The 21,865-nt window shown below is 61.7% G+C and carries 18 protein-coding genes; 10 read left to right on the top strand and 8 right to left on the bottom strand.

Annotated features, from left to right (window positions below; translation table 11 throughout):
• Positions 1 to 41: 41 nt before the first annotated feature.
• From pilP to VMP31_RS07645, 4 genes are read right to left on the bottom strand one after another with little or no spacing between them, the layout of a single operon-like run.
• Positions 42 to 566, bottom strand: a complete 525-nt coding sequence (gene pilP, locus VMP31_RS07660) for a type 4a pilus biogenesis lipoprotein PilP (protein ID WP_325505690.1) — start codon at positions 564 to 566, stop codon at positions 42 to 44.
• Positions 563 to 1,186 (bottom strand): type 4a pilus biogenesis protein PilO, encoded by a 624-nt coding sequence (pilO, locus tag VMP31_RS07655; protein ID WP_325505688.1) that lies wholly within the window; start codon positions 1,184 to 1,186, stop codon positions 563 to 565. Before pilO ends, pilP begins: the two co-directional genes overlap by 4 nt.
• Entirely contained in the window at positions 1,186 to 1,755 is a 570-nt protein-coding gene (locus tag VMP31_RS07650) for a PilN domain-containing protein (protein ID WP_325505686.1), read from the bottom strand. Before VMP31_RS07650 ends, pilO begins: the two co-directional genes overlap by 1 nt.
• Positions 1,755 to 2,819, bottom strand: a complete 1,065-nt coding sequence (locus VMP31_RS07645; RefSeq protein ID WP_325505684.1) for a pilus assembly protein PilM — start codon at positions 2,817 to 2,819, stop codon at positions 1,755 to 1,757. Before VMP31_RS07645 ends, VMP31_RS07650 begins: the two co-directional genes overlap by 1 nt.
• A gap of 181 nt (positions 2,820 to 3,000) precedes the next feature.
• Between VMP31_RS07645 and VMP31_RS07640 the strand changes: the two genes are divergently transcribed.
• Entirely contained in the window at positions 3,001 to 5,403 is a 2,403-nt protein-coding gene (locus tag VMP31_RS07640; protein WP_325505682.1) for a penicillin-binding protein 1A, read from the top strand.
• Between the two features lie 161 nt (positions 5,404 to 5,564).
• Here VMP31_RS07640 and VMP31_RS07635 read toward each other — a convergent pair whose 3' ends face one another.
• From VMP31_RS07635 to rpmE, 4 genes are all read right to left on the bottom strand, one after another.
• Positions 5,565 to 6,833: a malic enzyme-like NAD(P)-binding protein gene (locus VMP31_RS07635; protein WP_325505680.1), complete on the bottom strand. Its 1,269-nt coding sequence runs from the start codon at positions 6,831 to 6,833 to the stop codon at positions 5,565 to 5,567.
• A gap of 101 nt (positions 6,834 to 6,934) precedes the next feature.
• Positions 6,935 to 8,374 carry a M48 family metalloprotease gene (locus VMP31_RS07630; protein ID WP_414705435.1) on the bottom strand — a complete coding sequence of 480 codons (1,440 nt, stop codon included), beginning with the start codon at positions 8,372 to 8,374 and terminating at the stop codon, positions 6,935 to 6,937.
• A complete protein-coding gene (locus tag VMP31_RS07625; protein ID WP_325505678.1) occupies positions 8,371 to 9,171 on the bottom strand; it encodes a thermonuclease family protein in 801 nt (266 codons plus the stop codon). The genes VMP31_RS07630 and VMP31_RS07625 overlap by 4 nt, the downstream gene beginning before the upstream one ends.
• Before the next feature lie 26 nt (positions 9,172 to 9,197).
• Positions 9,198 to 9,413, bottom strand: coding sequence for a 50S ribosomal protein L31 (gene rpmE, locus VMP31_RS07620; RefSeq protein WP_296216777.1), 216 nt, complete (start codon positions 9,411 to 9,413; stop codon positions 9,198 to 9,200).
• Positions 9,414 to 9,568: 155 nt separating this feature from the next.
• On the opposite strand from rpmE, the gene VMP31_RS07615 reads away from it, so the two are divergent.
• The 9 genes from VMP31_RS07615 to phaC (VMP31_RS07575) all read left to right on the top strand — a co-directional run bounded on the left by VMP31_RS07615 (position 9,569) and on the right by phaC (VMP31_RS07575) (position 21,819).
• Entirely contained in the window at positions 9,569 to 11,788 is a 2,220-nt protein-coding gene (locus VMP31_RS07615; RefSeq protein ID WP_325505675.1) for a primosomal protein N', read from the top strand.
• Positions 11,789 to 11,930: 142 nt separating this feature from the next.
• Entirely contained in the window at positions 11,931 to 13,670 is a 1,740-nt protein-coding gene (gene argS, locus VMP31_RS07610) for an arginine--tRNA ligase (RefSeq protein ID WP_325505673.1), read from the top strand.
• A complete protein-coding gene (locus VMP31_RS07605; RefSeq protein ID WP_325505671.1) occupies positions 13,671 to 14,351 on the top strand; it encodes an SPOR domain-containing protein in 681 nt (226 codons plus the stop codon). It begins immediately after the preceding gene.
• A 141-nt stretch (positions 14,352 to 14,492) separates the two neighbouring features.
• Complete coding sequence (gene hslV, locus VMP31_RS07600) at positions 14,493 to 15,023, top strand: ATP-dependent protease subunit HslV (protein WP_160489431.1); 531 nt, start codon at positions 14,493 to 14,495, stop codon at positions 15,021 to 15,023.
• A gap of 28 nt (positions 15,024 to 15,051) precedes the next feature.
• Entirely contained in the window at positions 15,052 to 16,392 is a 1,341-nt protein-coding gene (hslU, locus tag VMP31_RS07595; RefSeq protein WP_325505667.1) for an ATP-dependent protease ATPase subunit HslU, read from the top strand.
• 93 nt (positions 16,393 to 16,485) lie between these two features.
• A complete protein-coding gene (locus VMP31_RS07590; RefSeq protein WP_325505665.1) occupies positions 16,486 to 16,860 on the top strand; it encodes a DUF971 domain-containing protein in 375 nt (124 codons plus the stop codon).
• Between the two features lie 377 nt (positions 16,861 to 17,237).
• Positions 17,238 to 18,917, top strand: coding sequence for a class II poly(R)-hydroxyalkanoic acid synthase (gene phaC / locus VMP31_RS07585; protein ID WP_325505663.1), 1,680 nt, complete (start codon positions 17,238 to 17,240; stop codon positions 18,915 to 18,917).
• Positions 18,918 to 19,075: 158 nt separating this feature from the next.
• Positions 19,076 to 19,933: a poly(3-hydroxyalkanoate) depolymerase gene (gene phaZ / locus VMP31_RS07580; protein WP_325505661.1), complete on the top strand. Its 858-nt coding sequence runs from the start codon at positions 19,076 to 19,078 to the stop codon at positions 19,931 to 19,933.
• A gap of 203 nt (positions 19,934 to 20,136) precedes the next feature.
• Positions 20,137 to 21,819, top strand: a complete 1,683-nt coding sequence (gene phaC / locus VMP31_RS07575) for a class II poly(R)-hydroxyalkanoic acid synthase (RefSeq protein WP_325505660.1) — start codon at positions 20,137 to 20,139, stop codon at positions 21,817 to 21,819.
• Positions 21,820 to 21,865 lie beyond the last annotated feature (46 nt).

The following is a 21,865-nucleotide window of genomic DNA, read 5'->3' as shown; positions in this document are numbered from 1 at the left end:
GGGCAGACCGGTTATTTTTCTTCATATTCACTCCGCTCTTATTAAGAGCGCTCCTTAAGGGAGAGGCTGCGCGGCCGTTCCAGCCAGCCACCTTCACCATCTGGAACGATTTCAACTACATCGATTTTCGACTCATCAATGGCCAGAATGCGTCCATGATTGCGCCCCAAGTAGTCACCCACCTTGACCCGATGGACACCGCCGGCACCACTGACCAACGCAAATACACCACCGTCATTTGCGAGCGTGCCGACCATTTGAAACGCTTCTATATTGAAATCTTCGAGAAACTGCTTGGTCCGCGACTCGTCTGGCTTAATGTTCTGCGAGCCCTTTTCCCGCTTGGTCATATCAATCTTGATAGGCGGCTGGAAAGGGTTACGCATTGACGCAGCGGAATAGGTGAAACTCTCATAAGGCTGAAATTTTGGTAGCGGCTCAATGGAGCCCTTGGGGCGCGCACGCACCTCGTCCATATAAGCCTGAAGATCGGAAAAATCATGATTTGCACCACAGCCACTCAAACCCAGCGCGGCACAGAAGAACAACGAATTCGAGAACTTCATTTTTGCAGCCCCTTATCATTGTAGCGATAAGTCTTGGCCAAGATACTCATGCGCAAGGTCGAACTGCTATCCGAACTGGATGGCAACAACTCAAAATCATGCAGCGTCACAATACGGGGTAGACTCGCCACGCCACTGACAAATGTCGCCAGGTCGTGATAGCTACCAACCACCTTAATTTGAATGGGTAATTCAATATAAAACTGCTGAGTTGCCTCTGGCAGTAACTTGATCTCCTCGAACTCCAGGCCACTCCCCAACCCGGTCCGGGTTATATCTTCCAGCAGCCCTGGCACCTCAGTATCGCTAGGCAACTGCTTGAGCATGGAACCAAAGGAAACTTCCATTTCCGCCATCTGCTCCTTATATGCCTCGAGATTTGCCGCTTGAAAGGCTTTAGTCGAAAACTGGCTCTTTAGCGAGGCTTCCTCACCCTGCTTAAGCTCGAACTCTGCCTGTAAATCCTTCAGATGAAAGTTATAGCCCAGCGCCAGAACGACTATCAGCAGAAGCAAACTGGCGATAAATTTTATTGCCGCAGGCCACGAGCCGACGTTATTAAAGTCCAGATCGCTCAAGTTTATTTGACGCAGGCTTTCCAACGAATCATTCAGGCTCATTACTTGACCTCCTGCGTTTCAAGCGCCGGCTGCGTTTGCTGCACACTCAGCTTGAAGACGTTGGCCTGATCTACAGCGCCGGCCGTAACCGACTTGACTTCGGTCAGATTAGGCTGGGTAAGCCACTCCGAAGAATCAAGATTGCGCATCAAGTTGGAAACTCGATTATTCGACTCTGCCGCACCGACGATGGCGATATTTTTAGCCGTCATTTTGACGGCACTGAAATAAACGCCATCGGGAAGAGTGCGGACCAGTTGATCGAAAACTCGCCCAATAATGGGTCTGTTGCCCTGGAGATCCTGAATAATCTTCATCCGCTCCAAAAGCTGCTCACGACGCGTCTTCAGCTCGCTAATTTCCTTGATGCGTGCATCCAAGACGGCAATTTCCTTGCGCACAAATTCATTGCGAGCATCTTGCCGCTCAATTGCACCGCTCAGATACTGGTCACCAAGGAAGACCACACCGGCAGCAACCACCAGAACGCCGGCCAGCGTGACCAGGAAACGCTGCTTGCGCTCTTCACGCAGTTGCTCGCGCCATGGGAGAAGGTTAATCCGCGCCATTAGTCGAAACTCCTCATTGCCAGACCACAGGCGATCATCAATGCCGGCGCATCACTGGCCAGGGCCCCCGCATTGACTTTGCCGCTCAGCGCCATATCGGCAAAGGGATTGGCTACCAGGGTCTGCGTGCCAATCTTTTGCTGGATAAGGCGATCGAGGTCGGGAATAGAAGCCGTACCGCCGGCGAGCAGGATGTAATCGACATCATTGAACTGGCCCGCGGCAAAGAAGAACTGCAGGGAACGCGCGACCTGCTGGACTACAGCCTCTTTGAACGGTTGCAAAACTTCGCTGTCGTAGTCATCTGGAAGGCCGCCTTGTTTTTTTGCAAGACCGGCTTCTTCCACAGACAGGCCATAGCGACGCTGAATCTCTTCGGTAAGCTGCTTGCCCCCAAACAGTTGCTCACGGGTGTAGATGGTCCGTCCATTGTGCAGAACGCTGAGAGTGGTCATGGTCGCGCCAATATCGACCACGGCTACGGTCAGTTCGTCGCGGCCACCGCCCATCTGCTCCACGAGCAAGCCATAGGCACGCTCCAAGGCATAGGCCTCGACGTCAACCACCTTGGCTGTCAGCCCGGCCAACGCCAAGGCGGCTTCGCGCACCTCGACGTTCTCCTTGCGACATGCCGCCAGCAGCACCTCGACGCGATCAGCATTGCGCGGGGAAGGCCCCTGCACTTCGAAGTCGATCGCCACTTCTTCGAGCGGGTAGGGAATATATTGGTCGGCTTCGATCGTCAGCTGGTTCTCCAACTCGTCGTCGGAAAGCCCGGCCTCCATCTCGATGGTCTTGGTAATCACCGCAGAACCGGCGACGGCTACAGCAACCGTTTTCACGCCGCTTTTGGCTTTCGCCAGGACGCGTGAAAGGGCCTGTCCGACACCTTCGAGCTCGGCGATGTTTTTCTCGACCACAGCATTGGGCGGGAGCGGCTCGACAGCGTAAGCCTCTACTTTGTAGCGGCTTCCTGAGCGACTCAATTCGAGGAGCTTGACGGAGGTCGAACTGATATCGATCCCGAGTAGCGTATTCGCTTTCTTATTGAAGAGCCCTAGCACGACCGATTTCCTATTGGCATCCGCGACTTACGGACTATTTATGTTTTTTCACATTAAATAACAGTCTTGACAGAAGCGCAAATGGCTACCCAGCAAAAAAACCGCTTATAATGTGATCAGTTTTTCTCTTTTAACCTTGAGTTTCGCTTAACTCGTTCTTTTATCTGGAAATCCGAAAATCTTGATGCGTCTTGTGCGATTTTTCTGCTGGTCCGGCCTCGCTGCTTTTTGTGGCCTGCTACTCAGTTTCAGTGGCGCGTTTCTTTATCTTAGCCCCAGCCTTCCATCCGTCGAATCTTTACGCAGCATCCAGCTGCAGATTCCTCTGCGGGTCTACAGCAGTGACGCCAAGCTGATCGCCGAATTCGGCGAAATGCGCCGTTCCCCTATCGCTTTCGCCGATATCCCCGAGGATTTCATCAACGCCTTGCTGGCGGCCGAAGACGATAATTTTGCCAATCATTATGGCGTTGACCTGACCAGCCTGATGCGCGCTGCAACGCAAATTCTAAAAAGCGGCCAGATCCAGACTGGCGGCAGTACCATCACCATGCAGGTGGCGAAGAACTTCTTCCTCACCAGTGAGCGTAGCTTCTCGCGCAAGATCACTGAAATCCTCCTTGCCCTGCAAATCGAGCGAGAGCTGAGCAAGAACGAAATCCTCGAGCTCTACGTCAACAAGATCTATCTGGGCAACCGCGCTTACGGCATCGAAGCAGCGTCCCACGTCTATTACGGCAAACCCATTCGCGAGATCAGCCTCGCGCAAATGGCCATGATTGCCGGCCTGCCCAAAGCCCCGTCGCGCTTCAACCCCCTGATCAATCCGTCTCGTGCCATGGAGCGACGCGACTGGATTCTCGGGCGCATGTATAGCCTCGGCCGCATCGACCAACAGCGCTATGAAGAAGCGCTGGCCGAACCGATCAATGTCAGCTACCACGTCCCCCGCCCCGAACTGGATGCGCCCTACGTGGCGGAAATGGCCCGAGCCGAAATGGTCGGCCGCTATGGCAGCGATGCCTACACCGAAGGTTTCAACGTCACCACCACCGTCCCCAGCGACCTGCAGCAGGCCGCCAACCGCGCCGTTCGCGAAGGACTGATCGACTACGATCAACGCCATGGCTATCGCGGACCGGAGAAGCGCCTGCCCGACATGACCCGGGAAAACTGGCTGATTACCCTGAACAAGCTCAGCCCTCTGGGCGGCCTCGAACCTGCAATTGTGACCGCGGTCGAGAACAGCGGCATCCTCGTCCTGATCCGCACGGGCGAGGAAACGGCAGTGGCCTGGGACAGCATGAAATGGGCGCGCCCGTTCCTCCATACCAACAGCATCGGCCCTCGCCCCCAGCGTCCGGGAGACGTGGTGCAGGTAGGCGACCTGATTCGCGTGCAACGCCAGGACGACAACAGCCTGCGCTTTGTGCAGCTGCCCGCCGCACAAAGCGCATTGGTGTCCCTCGACCCACAGGACGGGGCCATTCGCGCACTGGTGGGCGGCTTCTCCTTCGAGCAGAGCAACTACAACCGCGCCGCCCAAGCCAAACGTCAGCCCGGCTCCAGCTTCAAACCGTTCGTCTACAGCGCCGCACTGGATAAAGGCTATACCGCCGCCACCTTGGTCAACGACGCCCCCATCGTCTTTGCCGACGACGCCCTGGCACAGGTATGGCGCCCGAAGAATGACAACAACACCTTCCTCGGCCCAATCCGCCTGCGGGAAGCGTTGTACAAGTCCCGCAACCTGGTTTCCATCCGTCTGCTGCAGGACCTCGGCATCAACAGCACCCTGCGCTATATCGAACGCTTCGGTTTCGAGAAGAAGGACCTCCCGCCGAACCTCTCCCTGGCCCTGGGTACGGCGAGCCTGACGCCCATGGAAATCGCCGAAGGCTGGAGCGTTTTCGCCAGCGGCGGCTATAAAACCGAGCCCTATCTGATCGAGCGCATAGAAGATCGCGCCGGGCAGCTCTTGTTTGTCGCCAACCCGGCACAAACCCCCGATAGCGCTGAGAAGCACGCCTTGGAGGCCAACGGGCTGCAACTCGCCGACCAGGCCGAGCCCATCATCGCCGAACGGATCATCGACGAGCGCACCGCCTATATCATGACCAGCATGCTGCAGGACGTGATCAAGCGCGGCACCGGACGCCGCGCCATGGCGCTCGGCCGCGACGACCTGGCCGGCAAGACCGGTACCACCAACGAATCCAAAGACAGCTGGTTCTCGGGCTACAACGCCGACTACATCACCACTGTCTGGGCCGGTTTCGACCAGCCCGAGAGCCTTGGCCGCAACGAGTATGGCGGCACCGTGGCCCTGCCCATCTGGATGAACTACATGGCGGCGGCGCTGAAAGACAAACCCAGCCACCTGCCAGCGGAACCCGAGGGCATGCTGACCCTGCGCATCGACCCGCACAGCGGCCGCATTGCCAGCCCGGGGACGCAGGATGCCTACTACGAGCTGTTCAAGAGCGAAGACTCGCCGCCTTCCATGGGTGAGCTCGAGATGGGCCTGGGCATTCCCGGCAGCCCGTTACCCGCTGACGAAGCGGCACCCTTCGATCTTTTCTAGCCTATCCACCCGCCTACCCATGCACCTCGTCCATGGGTAGGCGAGACCTCCTGATATCCACGACACCCTCTGCGGCAACAGAGCCCTCATACGCAAGTGCCGCCCCAATACCGACATGCAATAAAAAACCCGCCGAAGCGGGTTTCTTATTGCGTGTCGGCTTAGCCGTTGAACACGTCATCCACCGATTGCAGCGGGTAGTGCTTCGGATACGGCAGAGTCGCCACACCGCTTTCGATGGCGGCCTTGGCCACCGCGTCGCAGACGACGGTGATCAGGCGTGGGTCCATCGGCTTCGGAATGATGTACTCGCGGCCGAACGACAGGGCGATGCCGCCGTAAGCGTCGCAGACTTCCTGCGGTACCGGCAGCTTGGCCAGGTCACGCAGCGCCAGGGCAGCGGCGATCTTCATTTCTTCGTTGATGCGAGTGGCGCGAACGTCCAGGGCGCCGCGGAAGATAAACGGGAAGCCCAGTACGTTGTTGACCTGGTTCGGGTAGTCCGAACGACCGGTGGCCATGATCACGTCATCACGCACTGCGTGCGCCAGTTCCGGCTTGATTTCCGGATCCGGGTTGGAGCAGGCGAACACGATCGGGGTCGACGCCATGCGCTTGAGGTCTTCCGGTGCCAGCAGGTTTGCGCCCGACAGGCCGACGAATACGTCAGCGCCATCCAGTGCATCGGACAGGGTGCGCTTGTCGGTTTCGCTGGCGAATACCGCCTTGTACTGGTTCAGATCGTCACGGCCGGCGTGAATTACGCCCTTGCGATCGATCATAAAGATGTTTTCGACCTTCGCGCCCATGCTCACCAGCAGCTTCATGCAGGAGATGGCGGCAGCACCGGCACCCAGACAGACGATCTTGGCTTCCGGCAGGGACTTGCCGGCGATTTCCAGGGCGTTGAGCATGCCGGCGGCGGTGACGATCGCGGTGCCGTGCTGGTCATCATGGAACACTGGAATGTCGCACTGTTCGATCAGCGTGCGTTCGATTTCAAAGCACTCGGGTGCCTTGATGTCTTCCAGGTTGATACCACCGAAGGTGATGGAGATGCGACGTACGGTGTCGATAAAGGCCTGCGGGCTCTCGGACTCGACTTCGATGTCGAATACGTCGATACCGGCAAAGCGCTTGAACAGCACGCCCTTGCCTTCCATTACCGGCTTGGAGGCCAGCGGACCGAGGTCGCCAAGACCCAGAATCGCGGTGCCGTCGGAAATAACTGCCACCAGGTTGCCCTTCCCGGTGTAGCGGTACGCCAGCTCCGGATCACGCGCGATTTCACGCACAGGCTCAGCGACACCCGGGCTGTACGCCAGCGACAGGTCGCGGGCAGTGGCGGTGGGTTTGGTTAGCTCGACACTCAGCTTACCCGGACGGGGTTTGGCGTGATATTCGAGAGCGGCTGTTTTCAAATCAGACATGTTGGCATTTCCGCTTTGGGCTGTTGAACAGGCAGGCGGCCGAGGATACGCAAGTTGCATACAGCTGCACAAGACTGACAAGTCAGCCGATGTCCAGCGACTTAACGTACGACTTTAAGCCAATCTCCCGGCCTGGGCTCGCCATCAGGATAGAGATTATTCAGCAACCGCAGGGTCGCCAGGGCGTCACCAGGCAGCTTGCTGCCCTTGGCCAGCGCCTCGATAGTCTGCCCCGGCCTGACCTTGACCCTATGTAGACGCAGCGGCTGCGCCTGCAGGCGCTCGTCCCGAGTCATCGGCCGAAAGCTTTTGATCACGCTTAGAAACTGCTCGTCCTGGCTTTCCAGCGAAACCCGACCACGCACCGCACCGACAAACAGGTAAACCCGCGGGCCATGCTGGATAACCGCCACGCGCTTGGCGGCATTGCCGGGAATCACTGCGCTGTAGCCCTTGAGGCCCGCCTGCTGCAACTCGGCCCCGGCCACCAGGCGCTGACCGCCGACACGCTGGCGCAGCAACTCAGCCGGCGTCAGTTTCTGCGGGTTATCTTCCAGGCTCATGGCAATAAACGCCTGCTGATCGGCGGTGTGACCGATCAGCGCATCAGGGCGATTGAGCAGGCTCCAACCCTTGGGAAACGCCAGGGTAAAGTTCAGGTCAGCATGGTAGAACCGCTGACCACGGCGCACGCCGGTTTCGGCAGAGTCACCAAAGGGCAAGCCCTCCAGACGCTTGAGAAAAGCCTCGCGATTAACCTCCTGCTGGCCGGTGGCCAAGGCCCGCGCCGGGCCCAGCACCTGCTGCAAACGCCGGTCGTTATCCGGATGGGTATCGAATAGCCCGTGGTAACCGCCGGTAGGTTGCGCCTGACCACGCTTGGCGGCCTGATCGCGGCTGAAAACTTCCTGATTCTTCAGCACCTTGACCACTTCGATCATCGCCTGCGGGTCATAGCCGCTGCGGGCCAGATACTGCGCGCCCAAGCCGTCGGCCTCCAGCTCCATGTCGCGGCCATAGCCACGGACAAAAGCGCTGCCCAGCACACCGGTGACATCGGCGGCTGCACCCACGCCGGTGCCAATCGCCACGGCCTGGCCCAGCAAGCCCCAAGCGGTGGACTGGCTTTGCTGCTGCACGCTGTGCCGCGCGGTAACGTGGCCCACTTCGTGAGCGAGTACGGCAGCCAGCTCAGCTTCCGAACTGAGGTAGGCCAGCAGTCCACGGTGGATATAGATATAACCACCCGGCAAGGCAAAGGCGTTGATATCCGGGCTGTCGACCACGGTGAACTGATAGGCCAGCTGGTTGCGGTGGCTACTCTTCGCCACCCGCTCACCGACCTGCTGCACATAGGCCTGCAGCTTCTCGTCGGCGTAACGTGGGCTCTGCTTGAGTATCTGCTGGTTGTAGCGGCGGCCGAGGTCGAGCTCCTGCTGCTCGCTCATCATCACGAAATTGCTGCGGCCAGTGGCCGGATTGACCGCACAGCCGGCCAGCTGCATCAGCAGGACGAACAACGTCAGTACGCGCAGGGTCATGGCAACACCTCCAACATGGCCTTATCGGTCAACGGCAGCATCCAGCGCGCCTGTCCCGTGCGCAAACCGCCCCGCTTGGAACGATCGATCACCCAACCGCGGGCCTCGACCTTGCGACCTTCAAGCCCTTGGACAGCACGCAGGTCAAAACTGCCCAACGCACGCGGAGCGATATGCAGCACCAGCGAATCGCCCATTTCCAGCCACAGCCCGCCGCCATTGCGCTCAACACGCTCGACCAGGCCCTGCACCAGGGCAAAGCCGCCACTGTTCAACTGTTTGGGTGTTTGCACCGGCGAACGCTGCCAGAGCCCGGCACGCGCCTGCCGCGCACTGCGCTCGGCGGCTTGCTGACACTGCACCAGCGCCAGATTAGGCGCGACAGCCACCAGATAGCCTAGGCCCTCGGCCAGCAACTGCGCTTCCAGGTTACGCCCACGGCTGTCATAGGCATGCGCCAGGGTGCGCCCGTAGTGATCCTTGGCCTGCTGGCCGTACTGCAACGAGATGCGTCCATCGCTGGCCGCTACCAGGACCTGCAAGCGCTTGCGGGCGGCCTCGGCGAAAGGCTCGGCAGAGCGGCCTTGGCGGCCCATTTCCGGGCTATTCAAGCCGATCAAGCGCACATTGCGTCCATCGACCAGACGCAAGGTGTCGCCATCCACCACCCGCTGCACCTTGGCACTGGGCAATTTGCCGGGGGCCGGGCAGAACGCCAGCGCGACACCTGAATAAACGCCGAAAACGAAAAAGGCGCCCACTAGGGACGCCTTTTTCAGTAGCGCGGGGTAACCCATGAGGGTCTCCGACGCTGCGCGCAAGCTTACTGCTTGGCGCCGAACATGCCGAAACGCTGCTTGAAGCGATCAACACGGCCGCCGGTATCCAGCATTTTCTGCTTGCCGGTGTAGAACGGGTGGCACTCGTTGCACACGTCCAGGCTCAGAGCTTTGCCCAGGGTGGAGCGAGTTTCGATCACGTTGCCACAGCTGCAGGTGGCGGTGATGGCTACATAGTTCGGGTGGATATCGGCTTTCATGGTGATTCCTCAGGGCTGTCGTGCCGCCACCAGACACTATTGTCAGGTACCGCACGGAATTAGGCCGGCGATAATACCAGAGCACCGCAGCGACGCAAGGCCGGCCGTCGACTGGCTGCGTGTTAAGATCGCGCCCTTCCAGCTGGAGCCTTTGCGTGCCCGACGTCATTCTGCGCCTCGCTTTGCCCTCGCCGCTGCGCCGCCTGTTCGACTACCGTGCCCCGCCCGGTGTGCCGCGCAGCGCTCTGCAGCCTGGCGCACGGCTGCGTGTGCCGTTTGGCCGGCGCGAGATGATTGGCATCCTGATCGAGGTAACCGAGCACAGCGAAGTCCCGGCGGACAAACTCAAGCCCGCCCTGCAACTGCTCGACGCCCAATCGCCGCTGCCGCCCGCGCTGTTCAAGCTGTGTCTGTGGACCGCGCAGTATTACCAGCACAGCCTCGGCGACACCCTGAGCTGGGCGCTGCCGGTGCTGTTGCGCCAGGGCGAGCCGGCGGAAGTGCGCCAGCAGCGCTTCTGGTCAGTCACTGAAGGCGCGCAGCTGGATGATCCACGCCTGAGCCGCGCACCGCGCCAGCGCGACGCCCTGCGCACCCTCGCCCAACATCCCCACGGCGTCGCCCATGCACTGCTGAGCAAACTGCTGCTGAACAAGGACAGCCTCGATCTGCTGCTGGAAAAGGGTCTGGTCCAGGTTGACGTCCGCCGTCATGCACCCAGCGAGCGCCATGCCAACTGGCTAGCCCAGCCGGAACTGCCGCTAAATCCCGAACAGCGCGCGGCCAGCGAAGCGATCCGCTCAGGTCTCGGCAGCTTCAACGCTTTTCTCCTGGCCGGGGTGACCGGCAGCGGCAAGACCGAGGTCTACCTACAGCTGATCCGCGAAACCCTGGAGGCCGGTAAGCAGGCCCTGGTGCTGATCCCGGAGATCAACCTCGGCCCGCAAACTCTGGCGCGCTTCGAGCAACGCTTCAACGCGCGCATCGCCCTGCTGCACTCGGCGGTGAATGACCGCGAGCGTCTGGACGCCTGGCTGGCGGCGCGAGACGGCGAAGCAGACATCATCATCGGCACCCGTTCGGCGCTGTTCACCCCCATGCAGCGGCCGGGGCTGATCATCATCGACGAAGAGCACGACGCCTCCTATAAACAGCAGGAAGGCCTGCGCTACCACGCCCGTGACCTCGCGGTGGTGCGCGCGCATCAGGACAACATTCCGATTGTCCTCGGTTCTGCCACGCCCTCGCTGGAAAGCCTGCACAACGCCCACAACGGCCGCTACGCCCTGCTGCACCTGCGCGAGCGGGCCGGCGGGGCCAAGCAACCGCGCTTTCTGCGCCTGGATGTAAAAAGCCGACCGCTGGATTCCGGCATCTCCGGGCCCATGCAGCAAGCCATCGCCCAAACCCTGCAAGCTGGCCAGCAGGTGCTGGTGTTCCTCAACCGCCGCGGCTTTGCCCCGACCCTGCTGTGTCACGACTGCGGCTGGTTATCCGAGTGCCCGCGTTGTGACGCGCGAATGACCGTGCACCAGCGCTCGCGCGAGCTGCGCTGCCACCATTGCGGCCACGTCGAGCGCCAGCCGAGCAACTGCCCGAAATGTAACAACGTCGACCTGCGCCCGGTCGGTGCCGGCACCGAACGCGCCGAAGAACGCCTGGAGATTCTCTTCCCCGACGTGCCGGTATTGCGCGTCGACCGCGACAGCACCTCGCGCAAGGAAGCCATGACCACTCTGTTCAATACCGTGCAGCGCGGCGAGCCGTGCATCTTGGTCGGCACGCAGATGCTCGCCAAGGGCCATCACTTCCCCCGCGTCACCCTGGTGGCGATTCTCGATGCCGATGGCGGGCTGTTCTCTGCGGACTTTCGCGCCAGCGAGCGCATGGCCCAGCTGATTGTGCAGGTCGCCGGACGGGCCGGACGGGCGGAAGAGCCGGGCAAGGTGATTATTCAGAGCCACCTGGCCGACCATCCGTTATTGGTGCAGCTGACCGAGCAGGGCTACTTCGCCTTCGCCGAACAGGCCCTGAGTGAACGTCGCGGCGCCGGCCTGCCGCCGTTCTGCCACCTCGCCCTACTGCGCGCCGAAGCGCATAAACCAGGGCAGGCCGAAGGTTTTCTCGACGACGCCTGCACGGAAGCCGAGCTGTTGTTGACCGAGCTGAAACTCAGCGGCATCGAACTGCTCGGCCCCGTGCCCGCCCCCATGGAGCGCCGCGCCGGACGCTACCGCGCCCAGCTGCTGGTGCAAGCCAACGCCCGCGCGCCGCTGCATCGCCTGCTCAACAGCTGGGTGCTGGCCCTGGAGCAGATGCCCAGTGGCCGCGCGGTGCGCTGGTCGCTGGATGTAGACCCCATCGATCTGTTCTAGGCCACAGGCCTCGACAGTCGGCCCCACATATCGAGGCCCGCCCGCTTAAAACTTGAAGCGGCGGGCGAAGGGCGTCGATAATGCGCAGTTTTCAACCAGCGCCTTTGTGCGCCGCCGTTGCCAACGGCCGACCGAGCAGACCATGAAAGACACTATTCGCCACCTGATCCAGCAAGCCCTGTCCCGCCTCACCGCCGACGGTGTGCTGCCCGAGGGCCTGACGCCGGCCATTCAGGTGGAGAACACCAAGGACAAGAGCCACGGCGACTTCGCCAGCAATATCGCCATGATGCTGGCTAAGCCGGCCGGCATGAAGCCGCGTGACCTGGCCGAGAAGCTGATCGCCGCGCTGCCTAGCGATGCCGCCATCAGCAAGGTCGAGATCGCCGGCCCGGGCTTCCTCAATTTCTATCAGAACACCCAGGCCCTGGCCGCGCGCCTGGATGCCCTGCTGGCCGACGCCAAGCTCGGCGTGCGCAAGGCTGGCCCGGCGCAGCGCGTGGTGGTCGATCTGTCCGCCCCCAATCTGGCCAAAGAGATGCACGTCGGCCATCTGCGCTCGACCATCATCGGTGACGGTGTGGCGCGGGTGCTGGAATTCCTCGGTGACGACGTGATCCGGCAGAACCACGTGGGCGACTGGGGCACCCAGTTCGGCATGCTGCTGGCCTTTATGCAGGAAAACCCGGCCGCCGCCGAAAGCGAGCTGGCTGACCTGGAAGGCTTCTACCGCGCGGCGAAGAAGCGCTTCGACGAATCCCCTGAGTTCGCCGAGCGCGCCCGCGAGCTGGTGGTGCAGCTGCAAGCCGGCTACGCCGAATGCCTGCGCCTGTGGCACCGCTTCAACGATATCTCCCTGAGCCACTGCCAGGCGCTGTATGACCGCCTCGGCGTGAAGCTCTCCATGGCCGACGTCAAGGGCGAGAGCGCCTATAACGATGACCTGGCCAACGTGGTCGCCGACCTCCAGGCCAAGGGCCTGCTCAGCGAAAGCGACGGTGCCCAGTGCGTATTCATGGACGAATTCAAGAATGCCGAAGGCAACCCGCTGCCGCTGATCGTGCAGAAGGCCGGCGGCGGCTACCTGTACGCCACCACCGACCTGGCCGCCACCCGCTACCGTGCCAACGTACTGAAGGCTGATCGTGCGCTGTACTTCGTTGATCAGCGCCAAGCTCTGCATTTTCAGATGGTTTTCACCGCCGCGCGCCTGGCCGGCTTCGTCCCCGCCACAATGCAGCTGGAACATATGGGCTTCGGCACCATGAACGGCGCCGACGGCCGCCCGTTCAAGACCCGCGATGGCGGCACCGTGAAACTGGTCGACCTGCTCGATGAGGCCGAAGAGCGCGCTTATACGTTGGTCAAGGGCAAGAACCCCGAACTAGACGAAACCGAACTGCGGCAGATCGCCCGCGCCGTGGGCATCGGTGCAGTGAAATACGCCGACCTGTCCAAGCACCGCACCAGCGACTATCGCTTCAACTTCGAGCTGATGCTGAGCTTCGAGGGCAACACCGCGCCGTATTTGCTGTACGCCTACACCCGCGTGGCCAGCGTGTTCCGCAAGCTGGGCAAGGGCTTCGAGCAGCTCGAAGGCAGCCTCGACCTGCAGGCCGCCCACGAGGTCGACCTGGCCGGCAAGCTCGCGCAATTCAATGAGGTGCTCGCCAGCGTTGCCGACAAGGGCGAGCCGCACCTGCTCTGCGCTTACCTGTACGACCTGGCCGGGCTGTTCTCCAGCTTCTACGAGAACTGCCCGATTCTCTCCACCGAGGACGAAGTGCTGCGCAACAGCCGCCTGCGCCTGGCCGCCCTGACCGCGCGCACCCTCAAGCAGGGCCTGGAACTGCTCGGCCTGGACACCCTGGAGCGCATGTAAGTGGCCGCCAAGAAGAAAGCCGCACCCAAGCGCGGTGCCAGCCGCTACCAGGCCCCGGCGAAGAAACCGGTGCCGGGCTGGTTCTGGCTGGTTTGCGGCCTGGTGATCGGCGGCTTTATGGTGTTTCTGTTCAGCCTGGAGCCGGGTCGCGACGAGATCAAGCGCAGCAAGGTCGAACAGGCGCGTGCCACTCAGGCCAGCAAAGCCGCGGCCACCAAGCCCGCCACCAGCGAGCCGACCAAGCCCAAGTACGACTTCTACACCCTGCTGCCGGAATCGGAAGTGATCCTGCCGCCGCAAGGCATCGAGCCGCCCGCTCCACCGGCGCAGAAGCCGGTCACCCCGGAAGAAGCGGCGAAGATCGACGCCGCCCGCGCCGAAGCCGCGCTCAATGGCCAGGTGCCGCCACCGCCGCCGGTGGTCGCCAAAGGCCCGGTCAGCTCGCAGTTCTTCCTCCAGGCCGGCTCGTTCCGCCGCAGGGATGACGCCGACAGCCTGCGCGCGCAGATCATCCTGCTCGGGCAGAACGTGCAAGTGGAGTCCGGCACGGTGCGCGAGGAAACCTGGCACCGCGTGCTGGTCGGCCCCTTCGCCACCCGCGAGCAACTCGGCCAGGCGCAGAAGTCCCTGGCCGCCAGCGGCTTTAGCAATCTGTTGTTACAGCAGCGCCAGGCGCAATAAACCTGGCGATTTCAGGCCCAGCAGTGCCGTTTGCCGACTATTTGTCGGACAGCGTGCTCTGCAGGGCTTGAAGCGGGCCCTCGCTGCCCCCACTTCATTCGGCATTGGGCACTTTCGCCCCGCTGCGTGGAGACTCTCCCCTTGACCACCATCGTTTCAGTGCGCCGCAACGGCAAAGTCGTCATGGGCGGCGACGGCCAGGTGTCCCTCGGCAATACCGTGATGAAAGGCAACGCGAAGAAGGTTCGCCGCCTGTACCACGGCCAGGTGTTGGCTGGCTTCGCCGGCGCTACCGCCGACGCCTTTACCCTGTTCGAACGCTTCGAAGGCCAGCTGGAGAAACACCAGGGCCATCTGGTGCGCGCCGCCGTCGAGCTGGCCAAAGACTGGCGCACCGACCGCTCGCTAAGCCGTCTGGAGGCCATGCTGGCAGTGGCCAACAAGGACGCCTCCCTGATCATCACCGGTAACGGTGACGTGGTTGAGCCCGAGCAGGGCCTGATCGCCATGGGCTCCGGCGGCGGCTTCGCCCAGGCCGCGGCCATGGCCCTGCTGCAGAAAACCGACTTGAGCGCCCGTGAAATCACCGAAACCGCATTGAACATTGCCGGCTCTATCTGTGTCTTCACTAACCAGAACCTGACTATCGAAGAAGAAGACTGCGCCGAATAAGCGCGCCTTTTTCTGGAGTAAACCCCGCATGTCCATGACGCCCCGCGAGATCGTTCACGAACTCAACCGCCATATCATCGGTCAGGACGACGCCAAGCGCGCCGTGGCCATTGCCCTGCGCAACCGCTGGCGGCGCATGCAGCTGCCGGTTGAGCTGCGCGCCGAAGTGACGCCAAAGAACATCCTGATGATCGGTCCGACCGGGGTCGGCAAGACCGAAATCGCCCGTCGCCTGGCCAAGCTGGCCAATGCGCCGTTTATCAAGGTGGAAGCGACCAAGTTCACCGAAGTCGGCTATGTCGGCCGCGATGTCGAGTCGATCATTCGCGACCTCGCCGACGCGGCGATCAAGCTGCTGCGCGAGCAGGAGATGATCAAGGTGCGCCACCGTGCCGAAGATGCCGCCGAAGAGCGCATCCTTGATGCCCTGCTGCCGCCGCCACGCGCAGGCTTCAACGAAGACCCTGCCCCAAGCAACGATTCCAACACCCGCCAGCTGTTCCGCAAGCGCTTGCGCGAAGGTCAGCTGGACGACAAGGACATCGAGATCGAAGTGGCCGACAGTCCGGCCGGCATCGAAATCATGACCCCGCCGGGCATGGAAGAGATGACCAATCAGCTGCAAAGCCTGTTTGCCAATATGGGCAAGGGCAAGAAAAAGAGCCGCAAACTCAAGGTCAAGGAAGCCCTCAAGCTGGTACGCGATGAAGAAGCCGCGCGCCTGGTCAACGAGGAAGAGCTCAAGGCCCAGGCCCTGGAAGCCGTGGAACAGAATGGCATCGTGTTTATCGACGAGATCGACAAGGTCGCCAAGCGCGGCAACACCGGCGGTGCCGATGTGTCCCGCGAAGGTGTGCAACGCGACCTGCTGCCACTGATCGAAGGCTGCACGGTAAACACCAAGCTGGGCATGGTGAAAACCGACCACATCCTGTTTATCGCCTCCGGCGCGTTCCACCTGAGCAAGCCGAGTGACCTGGTGCCTGAGCTGCAGGGTCGCCTGCCGATCCGCGTGGAGCTGAAAGCTCTGACCCCACAGGACTTCGAGCGCATCCTCACCGAGCCGCACGCCTCGCTGACCGAGCAATACGCCGCGCTGCTGAACACCGAAGGTCTGGGCATCCAGTTTGTCGCCGACGGTATCAAGCGCATTGCCGAGATTGCCTATCAGGTCAACGAGAAGACCGAGAATATCGGTGCGCGCCGCCTGCACACCCTGCTCGAACGTCTGCTGGAGGAAGTCTCCTTCACGGCCTCCGACCTGGCCGGCCAGCAGAACGGCACGCCGATCGTGATCGACGCGGCCTACGTCAACAGCCACCTCGGTGAGCTGGCGCAGGATGAAGATCTGTCGCGCTATATTCTGTAACGCGCTCGGTAGGTAGCCCGGATGCAATCCGGGGCATCCACCACGGAGCCCCCGGATTACATCCGGGCTACATAACAACTCCAGGACGCGAGCATGCGTATTCCTACCACGATCAAACTGCACAAAGCCTCGAAAACCCTGGAGCTGCATTACGGGGCTGACGAGCGCTACACCCTGCCCGCCGAGTTTCTCCGCGTGCATTCGCCCTCGGCCGAGGTCCGGGGCCACGGCAAACCCATCCTGCAGACCGGCAAGCTGCATGTCGGCCTGAGCAAGATCGAACCCGCCGGCAACTACGCCCTCAAGCTGAGCTTCGATGACGGCCACGACAGCGGCCTGTTCACCTGGGATTACCTCGAACAACTGGCCACGCGTCAGGCCGAGCTGTGGAGCGAGTATCAGGCCGCCCTCGCCGCCGCCGGCAAATCCCGCGACCCCGACGAAAGTGTGGTCAAGCTGCTGCTCTAAACCGACAATTCGATGCCCCTCGAAATGGCTGCGCACGCGTCTGTTTTGCCCCGTCGCAACGCCTGCCGGGCGGCAAGCCGCTGCACCATGGCAACCTACCCAACCCTTTTACCGGGCCGGTTAGAGCGCATTTTCTAATCCTTCCCTGCATACTCCCCACGCATTTGGTCCATATCGCGACCAGCTTGCACAAATTCACAAACTCGGGTAACCAAGTAGCTGGAAGTTTCCTTGCGCCCGGGCATATCGGGTGCGGGGAAGACTGCGGAACTGATCCGCCCTCGGTAACCCGGGCAATACCTGGCCCTTCGCTTTGTGTCGCCGCGCACAGCAAGCAGTACGCCGGTATTTCGTCTCAGGACAATGGAGCGTTGTAGATGACTGACAAGAACAATGATGACCTGAAGCGCCAGGCCTCCGAGAACACTCTCGGGCTTAACCCGGTGATCGGCATCAGCGGTAGAGACCTGCTGACTTCAGCCCGCCTGGTATTGCGCCAGGCCATCAAACAGCCTTTCCACAGCGCCAAGCATGCCGCCCATTTCGGCATGGAACTGAAGAACGTGATGTTCGGCCAATCCGAGCTCAAACCCGAGGACGGCGACCGCCGCTTTGCCGATCCAGCCTGGAGCCAGAACCCGCTGTACCGCCGCTACCTGCAGACCTACCTGGCCTGGCGCAAGGAACTGCATGACTGGGTCGAGCACAGCAACCTGTCCGAACAGGATGCCAGCCGCGGCCACTTCGTGATCAACCTGATGACCGAAGCCATGGCCCCGACCAACAGCGTGGCCAACCCGGCGGCGGTCAAGCGCTTCTTCGAAACCGGCGGCAAGAGCCTGCTCGACGGCCTGTCGCACCTGGCCAAGGACATCGTCAATAACGGCGGCATGCCCAGCCAGGTCAACATGAATGCCTTCGAGGTCGGCAAGAACCTGGCCACCACCGATGGCGCAGTGATCTTCCGCAACGAGGTGCTGGAGCTGATCCAGTACAAGCCGATCACCGAGCAGGTCCACCAGCGTCCACTGCTGGTGGTGCCGCCGCAGATCAACAAGTTCTATATCTTCGACCTGTCACAGGAAAAGAGCGTGGCGCGCTTCCTGTTGCGCCACGGCATCCAGACCTTTGTGGTGAGCTGGCGCAACCCGACCAAGGCCCACCGCGAGTGGGGCCTGTCGAGCTATATCGAAGCGTTGAAAGAAGCCATCGACGTGGTCACCGCCGTCACCGGCAGCAAGGACATCAACATGCTCGGGGCTTGCTCCGGCGGCCTCACCACCACCTCGCTGCTGGGCCACTATGCTGCCCTCGGCGAGCACAAGGTGCATGCCCTGACCCTGCTGGTCAGCGTGCTGGACAACCGTCTGGAAACCGATGTGGCGCTGTTCGCCGACGAGAAAAGCCTGGAAGCCGCCAAGCGCCGCTCCTATCAGGCTGGCGTGCTGGAAGGCAGCGACATGGCCAAGGTGTTCGCCTGGATGCGCCCCAACGACCTGATCTGGAACTACTGGGTCAACAACTACCTGCTGGGCAACGAGCCGCCGGTATTCGACATCCTCTACTGGAACAACGACACCACCCGCCTGCCGGCTGCCCTGCATGGCGAGTTTATCGACATGTTTACCTCCAACCCGCTGATCCGCCCCGGGGCTCTAGAAGTCTGCGGCACGCCGATTGACCTCAAGCAGGTCACCTGCGACCTGTTCTGCGTCGCCGGCACCACTGACCACATCACCCCCTGGGAGTCCTGCTACAAGTCGGCCAACCTGTTCGGCGGCAAAGTCGAATTCGTGTTGTCCAACAGCGGGCATATACAGAGCATTCTCAACCCGCCTGGCAACCCCAAGGCGCGTTATATGACCAATAGCGAAATGCCGCTCAACCCCAAGGCCTGGCAGGCCAGTTCGACCAAGCATGCCGACTCCTGGTGGCTGCATTGGCAGACCTGGCTGGCCGAGCGTTCCGGCGAGCAGAAAAAGGCCCCCAGCCAGCTGGGTAACAAAAAATATGCCGCAGGCGAAGCCGCCCCCGGCACCTACGTGCACGAACGCTAATCGACTGCGCATTGCGCAACGCTGCCCGCGGCACTGGAGGTGCCGCTCGTCAGTCCGAGCCAATTGGCCCGGATGTGGCGAACCAGGCTTTGCCCTGGCGGTTCTGGGAATGACCTGGACGGTCTGACCCAGTGTTTTTATTGATAGGGCTTTTGCGTATGTCGTTACCCTTTGTATTCCGTACCATCGAACTGGACGGCCAGACCATTCGTACCGCCGTTCGCCCAGGCAACGGTCAGATGACACCCCTGCTGATCTTCAACGGCATCGGTGCCAACCTGGAACTGGTCATGCCCTTCGTCCGCGCCCTCGACCCCGGCCTGGAGGTGATCGCCTTCGACGTACCCGGCGTTGGCGGCTCCTCCACGCCCAGCACACCCTACCGCTTTCCGGGCCTGGCCAAGCTGGCCGCGCGCATGCTCGACTACCTCGACTACGGTCAGGTCAATGCGATTGGCGTGTCCTGGGGCGGTGCCCTGGCCCAGCAGTTCGCCCACGATTACCCGGAACGCTGCAAGAAGCTGATCCTCGCCGCCACCTCGGCCGGCGCGGTGATGATTCCCGGCAAACCCAAGGTGCTCTGGTGCATGGCCAGCCCGCGGCGTTATGTGCAGCCGTCCTACGGCGTGCAGATCGCCCCGGAAATCTACGGCGGTGCCTTCCGCCGCGACCCCAAGCTGGCCCTGGCGCATGCCAGTAAAGTTCGTTCGGGTGGCAAGATGGGCTACTACTGGCAGCTGTTCGCAGGCCTCGGCTGGACCAGCATCCACTGGCTGCACAAGATTCGCCAACCGACGCTGGTGATGGCCGGCGACGACGATCCGCTGATCCCGCTGGTGAATATGCGCCTGCTGGCCTGGCGTATCCCCAACTCGGAACTGCATGTGATCGACGACGGCCACCTGTTTCTGGTGACCCGCGCCGAGGCCGTCGCGCCAATCATCATGAAGTTTCTCGAGGAAGAACGGCAGCGCGCCATCATGCATCCGCACCCCGCCTCCGCCCGCAGCCATTGACCGCCGCCCCGGATAAGACACTGGATCGAAATCCGGCACAGCGCTGGTGCGCACAGGCAACACTTGACCCGTTTCCAGGCACGCGGTATTCCTGAGGCCTGGCGCGACGCAGTCTGGGATGCCCCTTCGTGCCCATTGGTATAAGCCTTGCTGCTTACCTGTAAACCTTGAAGTCTCACGGTTTGACGACGGAGTGTTGCCCAATGCGAGACCAGCCGACCAAAAAGGCCCTGCCTGCCCCCCACCGCCCGATGAATGCACAAAACGCCGTCGCCGGACTGCGTGGCCGTGATGTTCTGTCCACCTTGCGTAGTCTGGCCCTGCAGGGTCTTAAGCAACCCGTACACAGCGCCCGCCACGTCCTGGCCCTGGGCGGTCAACTGGGTCGGGTCCTGCTCGGCGACACCCCTTATCAGGTCAACCCTCAGGATGCCCGGTTTGCCGATCCAACCTGGCACAACAACCCGCTCTACAGACGCAGTCTGCAGTCCTACCTGGCCTGCCAGAAACAGCTCAACAACTGGATAGACGAGAGCAGCATGAGCGCCGACGATCGCTCCCGCGCGCGCTTTATCGCCGCCCTGCTCGGCGATGCTCTGTCGCCCTCCAACAGCCTGCTCAACCCGAAGGCGCTCAAGGAACTGTTCGACACCGGCGGCAGCAGCCTGATCAGGGGGCTGGGTCACCTGTTCGACGACCTGGTGAACAACGACGGCATGCCCAGCCAGGTCAGCAAACACGCCTTCGAAGTCGGCCGCAACCTGGCCACCACCAGCGGTGCCGTGGTGTTTCGCAACGACCTGCTGGAGCTGATCCAGTACAAGCCGATGAGCGAAAAGCAGTACGCCAAACCGCTGCTGATCGTGCCGCCGCAGATCAACAAGTTCTATATCTTCGACCTCGCCAGCGACAAGAGCTTCGTCCAGTACGCGCTGAAAAATAGCCTGCAGACCTTTGTCATCAGCTGGCGCAACCCCGATCCGCGCCACCGCGAGTGGGGCCTGTCGAGCTATGTGCAGGCGGCCGAAGAAGCCATTGATGCCTGCCGGGCTATCACCGGCAGCAAAGAGGTCAATCTGCTCGGGGCCTGCGCCGGTGGCCTGACCATCGCCGCCCTGCAGGGCCATCTGCAGGCCAAGCGCCAGTTGCGCAAGGTCGCCAGCGCCTCCTACCTGGTCAGCCTGCTGGACAGCCAGATCGACAGCCCGGCCATGCTGTTTGCCGACGAGCAGACCCTGGAGGCAGCCAAGCGCCGCTCCTACCAGCAGGGCGTGCTGAACGGTCGCGATATGGCCAAGGTATTCGCCTGGATGCGCCCCAACGACCTGATCTGGAACTACTGGGTCAACAACTACCTGCTCGGCAAGCAGCCGCCGGCCTTCGACATCCTCTACTGGAACAACGACAACACCCGTCTGCCGGCTGCCCTGCATGGCGACCTGATCGACTTCTTCAAGCACAACCCGCTCAGCCGCGCCCAGGGCCTGGAAATCTGTGGCACCCCGGTCGACTTGCAGAAGGTCACGGTGGACAGTTTCAGCGTGGCCGGGATCAACGACCACATCACCCCCTGGGATGCGGTGTACCGCTCGACCCTGCTGCTCGGCGGCAACCGGCGCTTTATCCTGTCCAACAGCGGACATATCCAGAGCATCCTCAACCCGCCGGGCAACCCCAAGGCCAATTTCTTCGAGAACAATAAACTGACCGGCGACCCACGCGCCTGGTACCACGACGCCAAACATATGCAAGGCAGCTGGTGGCCCGAATGGCTGAGCTGGGTTCAGGCCCATTCCGGAGAAACCCGCGAGACCCTTATGGCCCTGGGCAACCCACACTACCCGCCCATGGAGGATGCGCCCGGCACCTATGTGCATGTGCGCTAACCTCGCATGCAGGCCGCCGCGACTGGCGGCCCGCTACCTGGGCAAT

The sequence above is a fragment of the Pseudomonas sp. genome (assembly GCF_035512415.1).
Classification (GTDB): domain Bacteria; phylum Pseudomonadota; class Gammaproteobacteria; order Pseudomonadales; family Pseudomonadaceae; genus Aquipseudomonas.
Note: the sequence above shows the minus strand (reverse complement) of the source record. Positions and strands in the feature narration are given on the sequence as shown.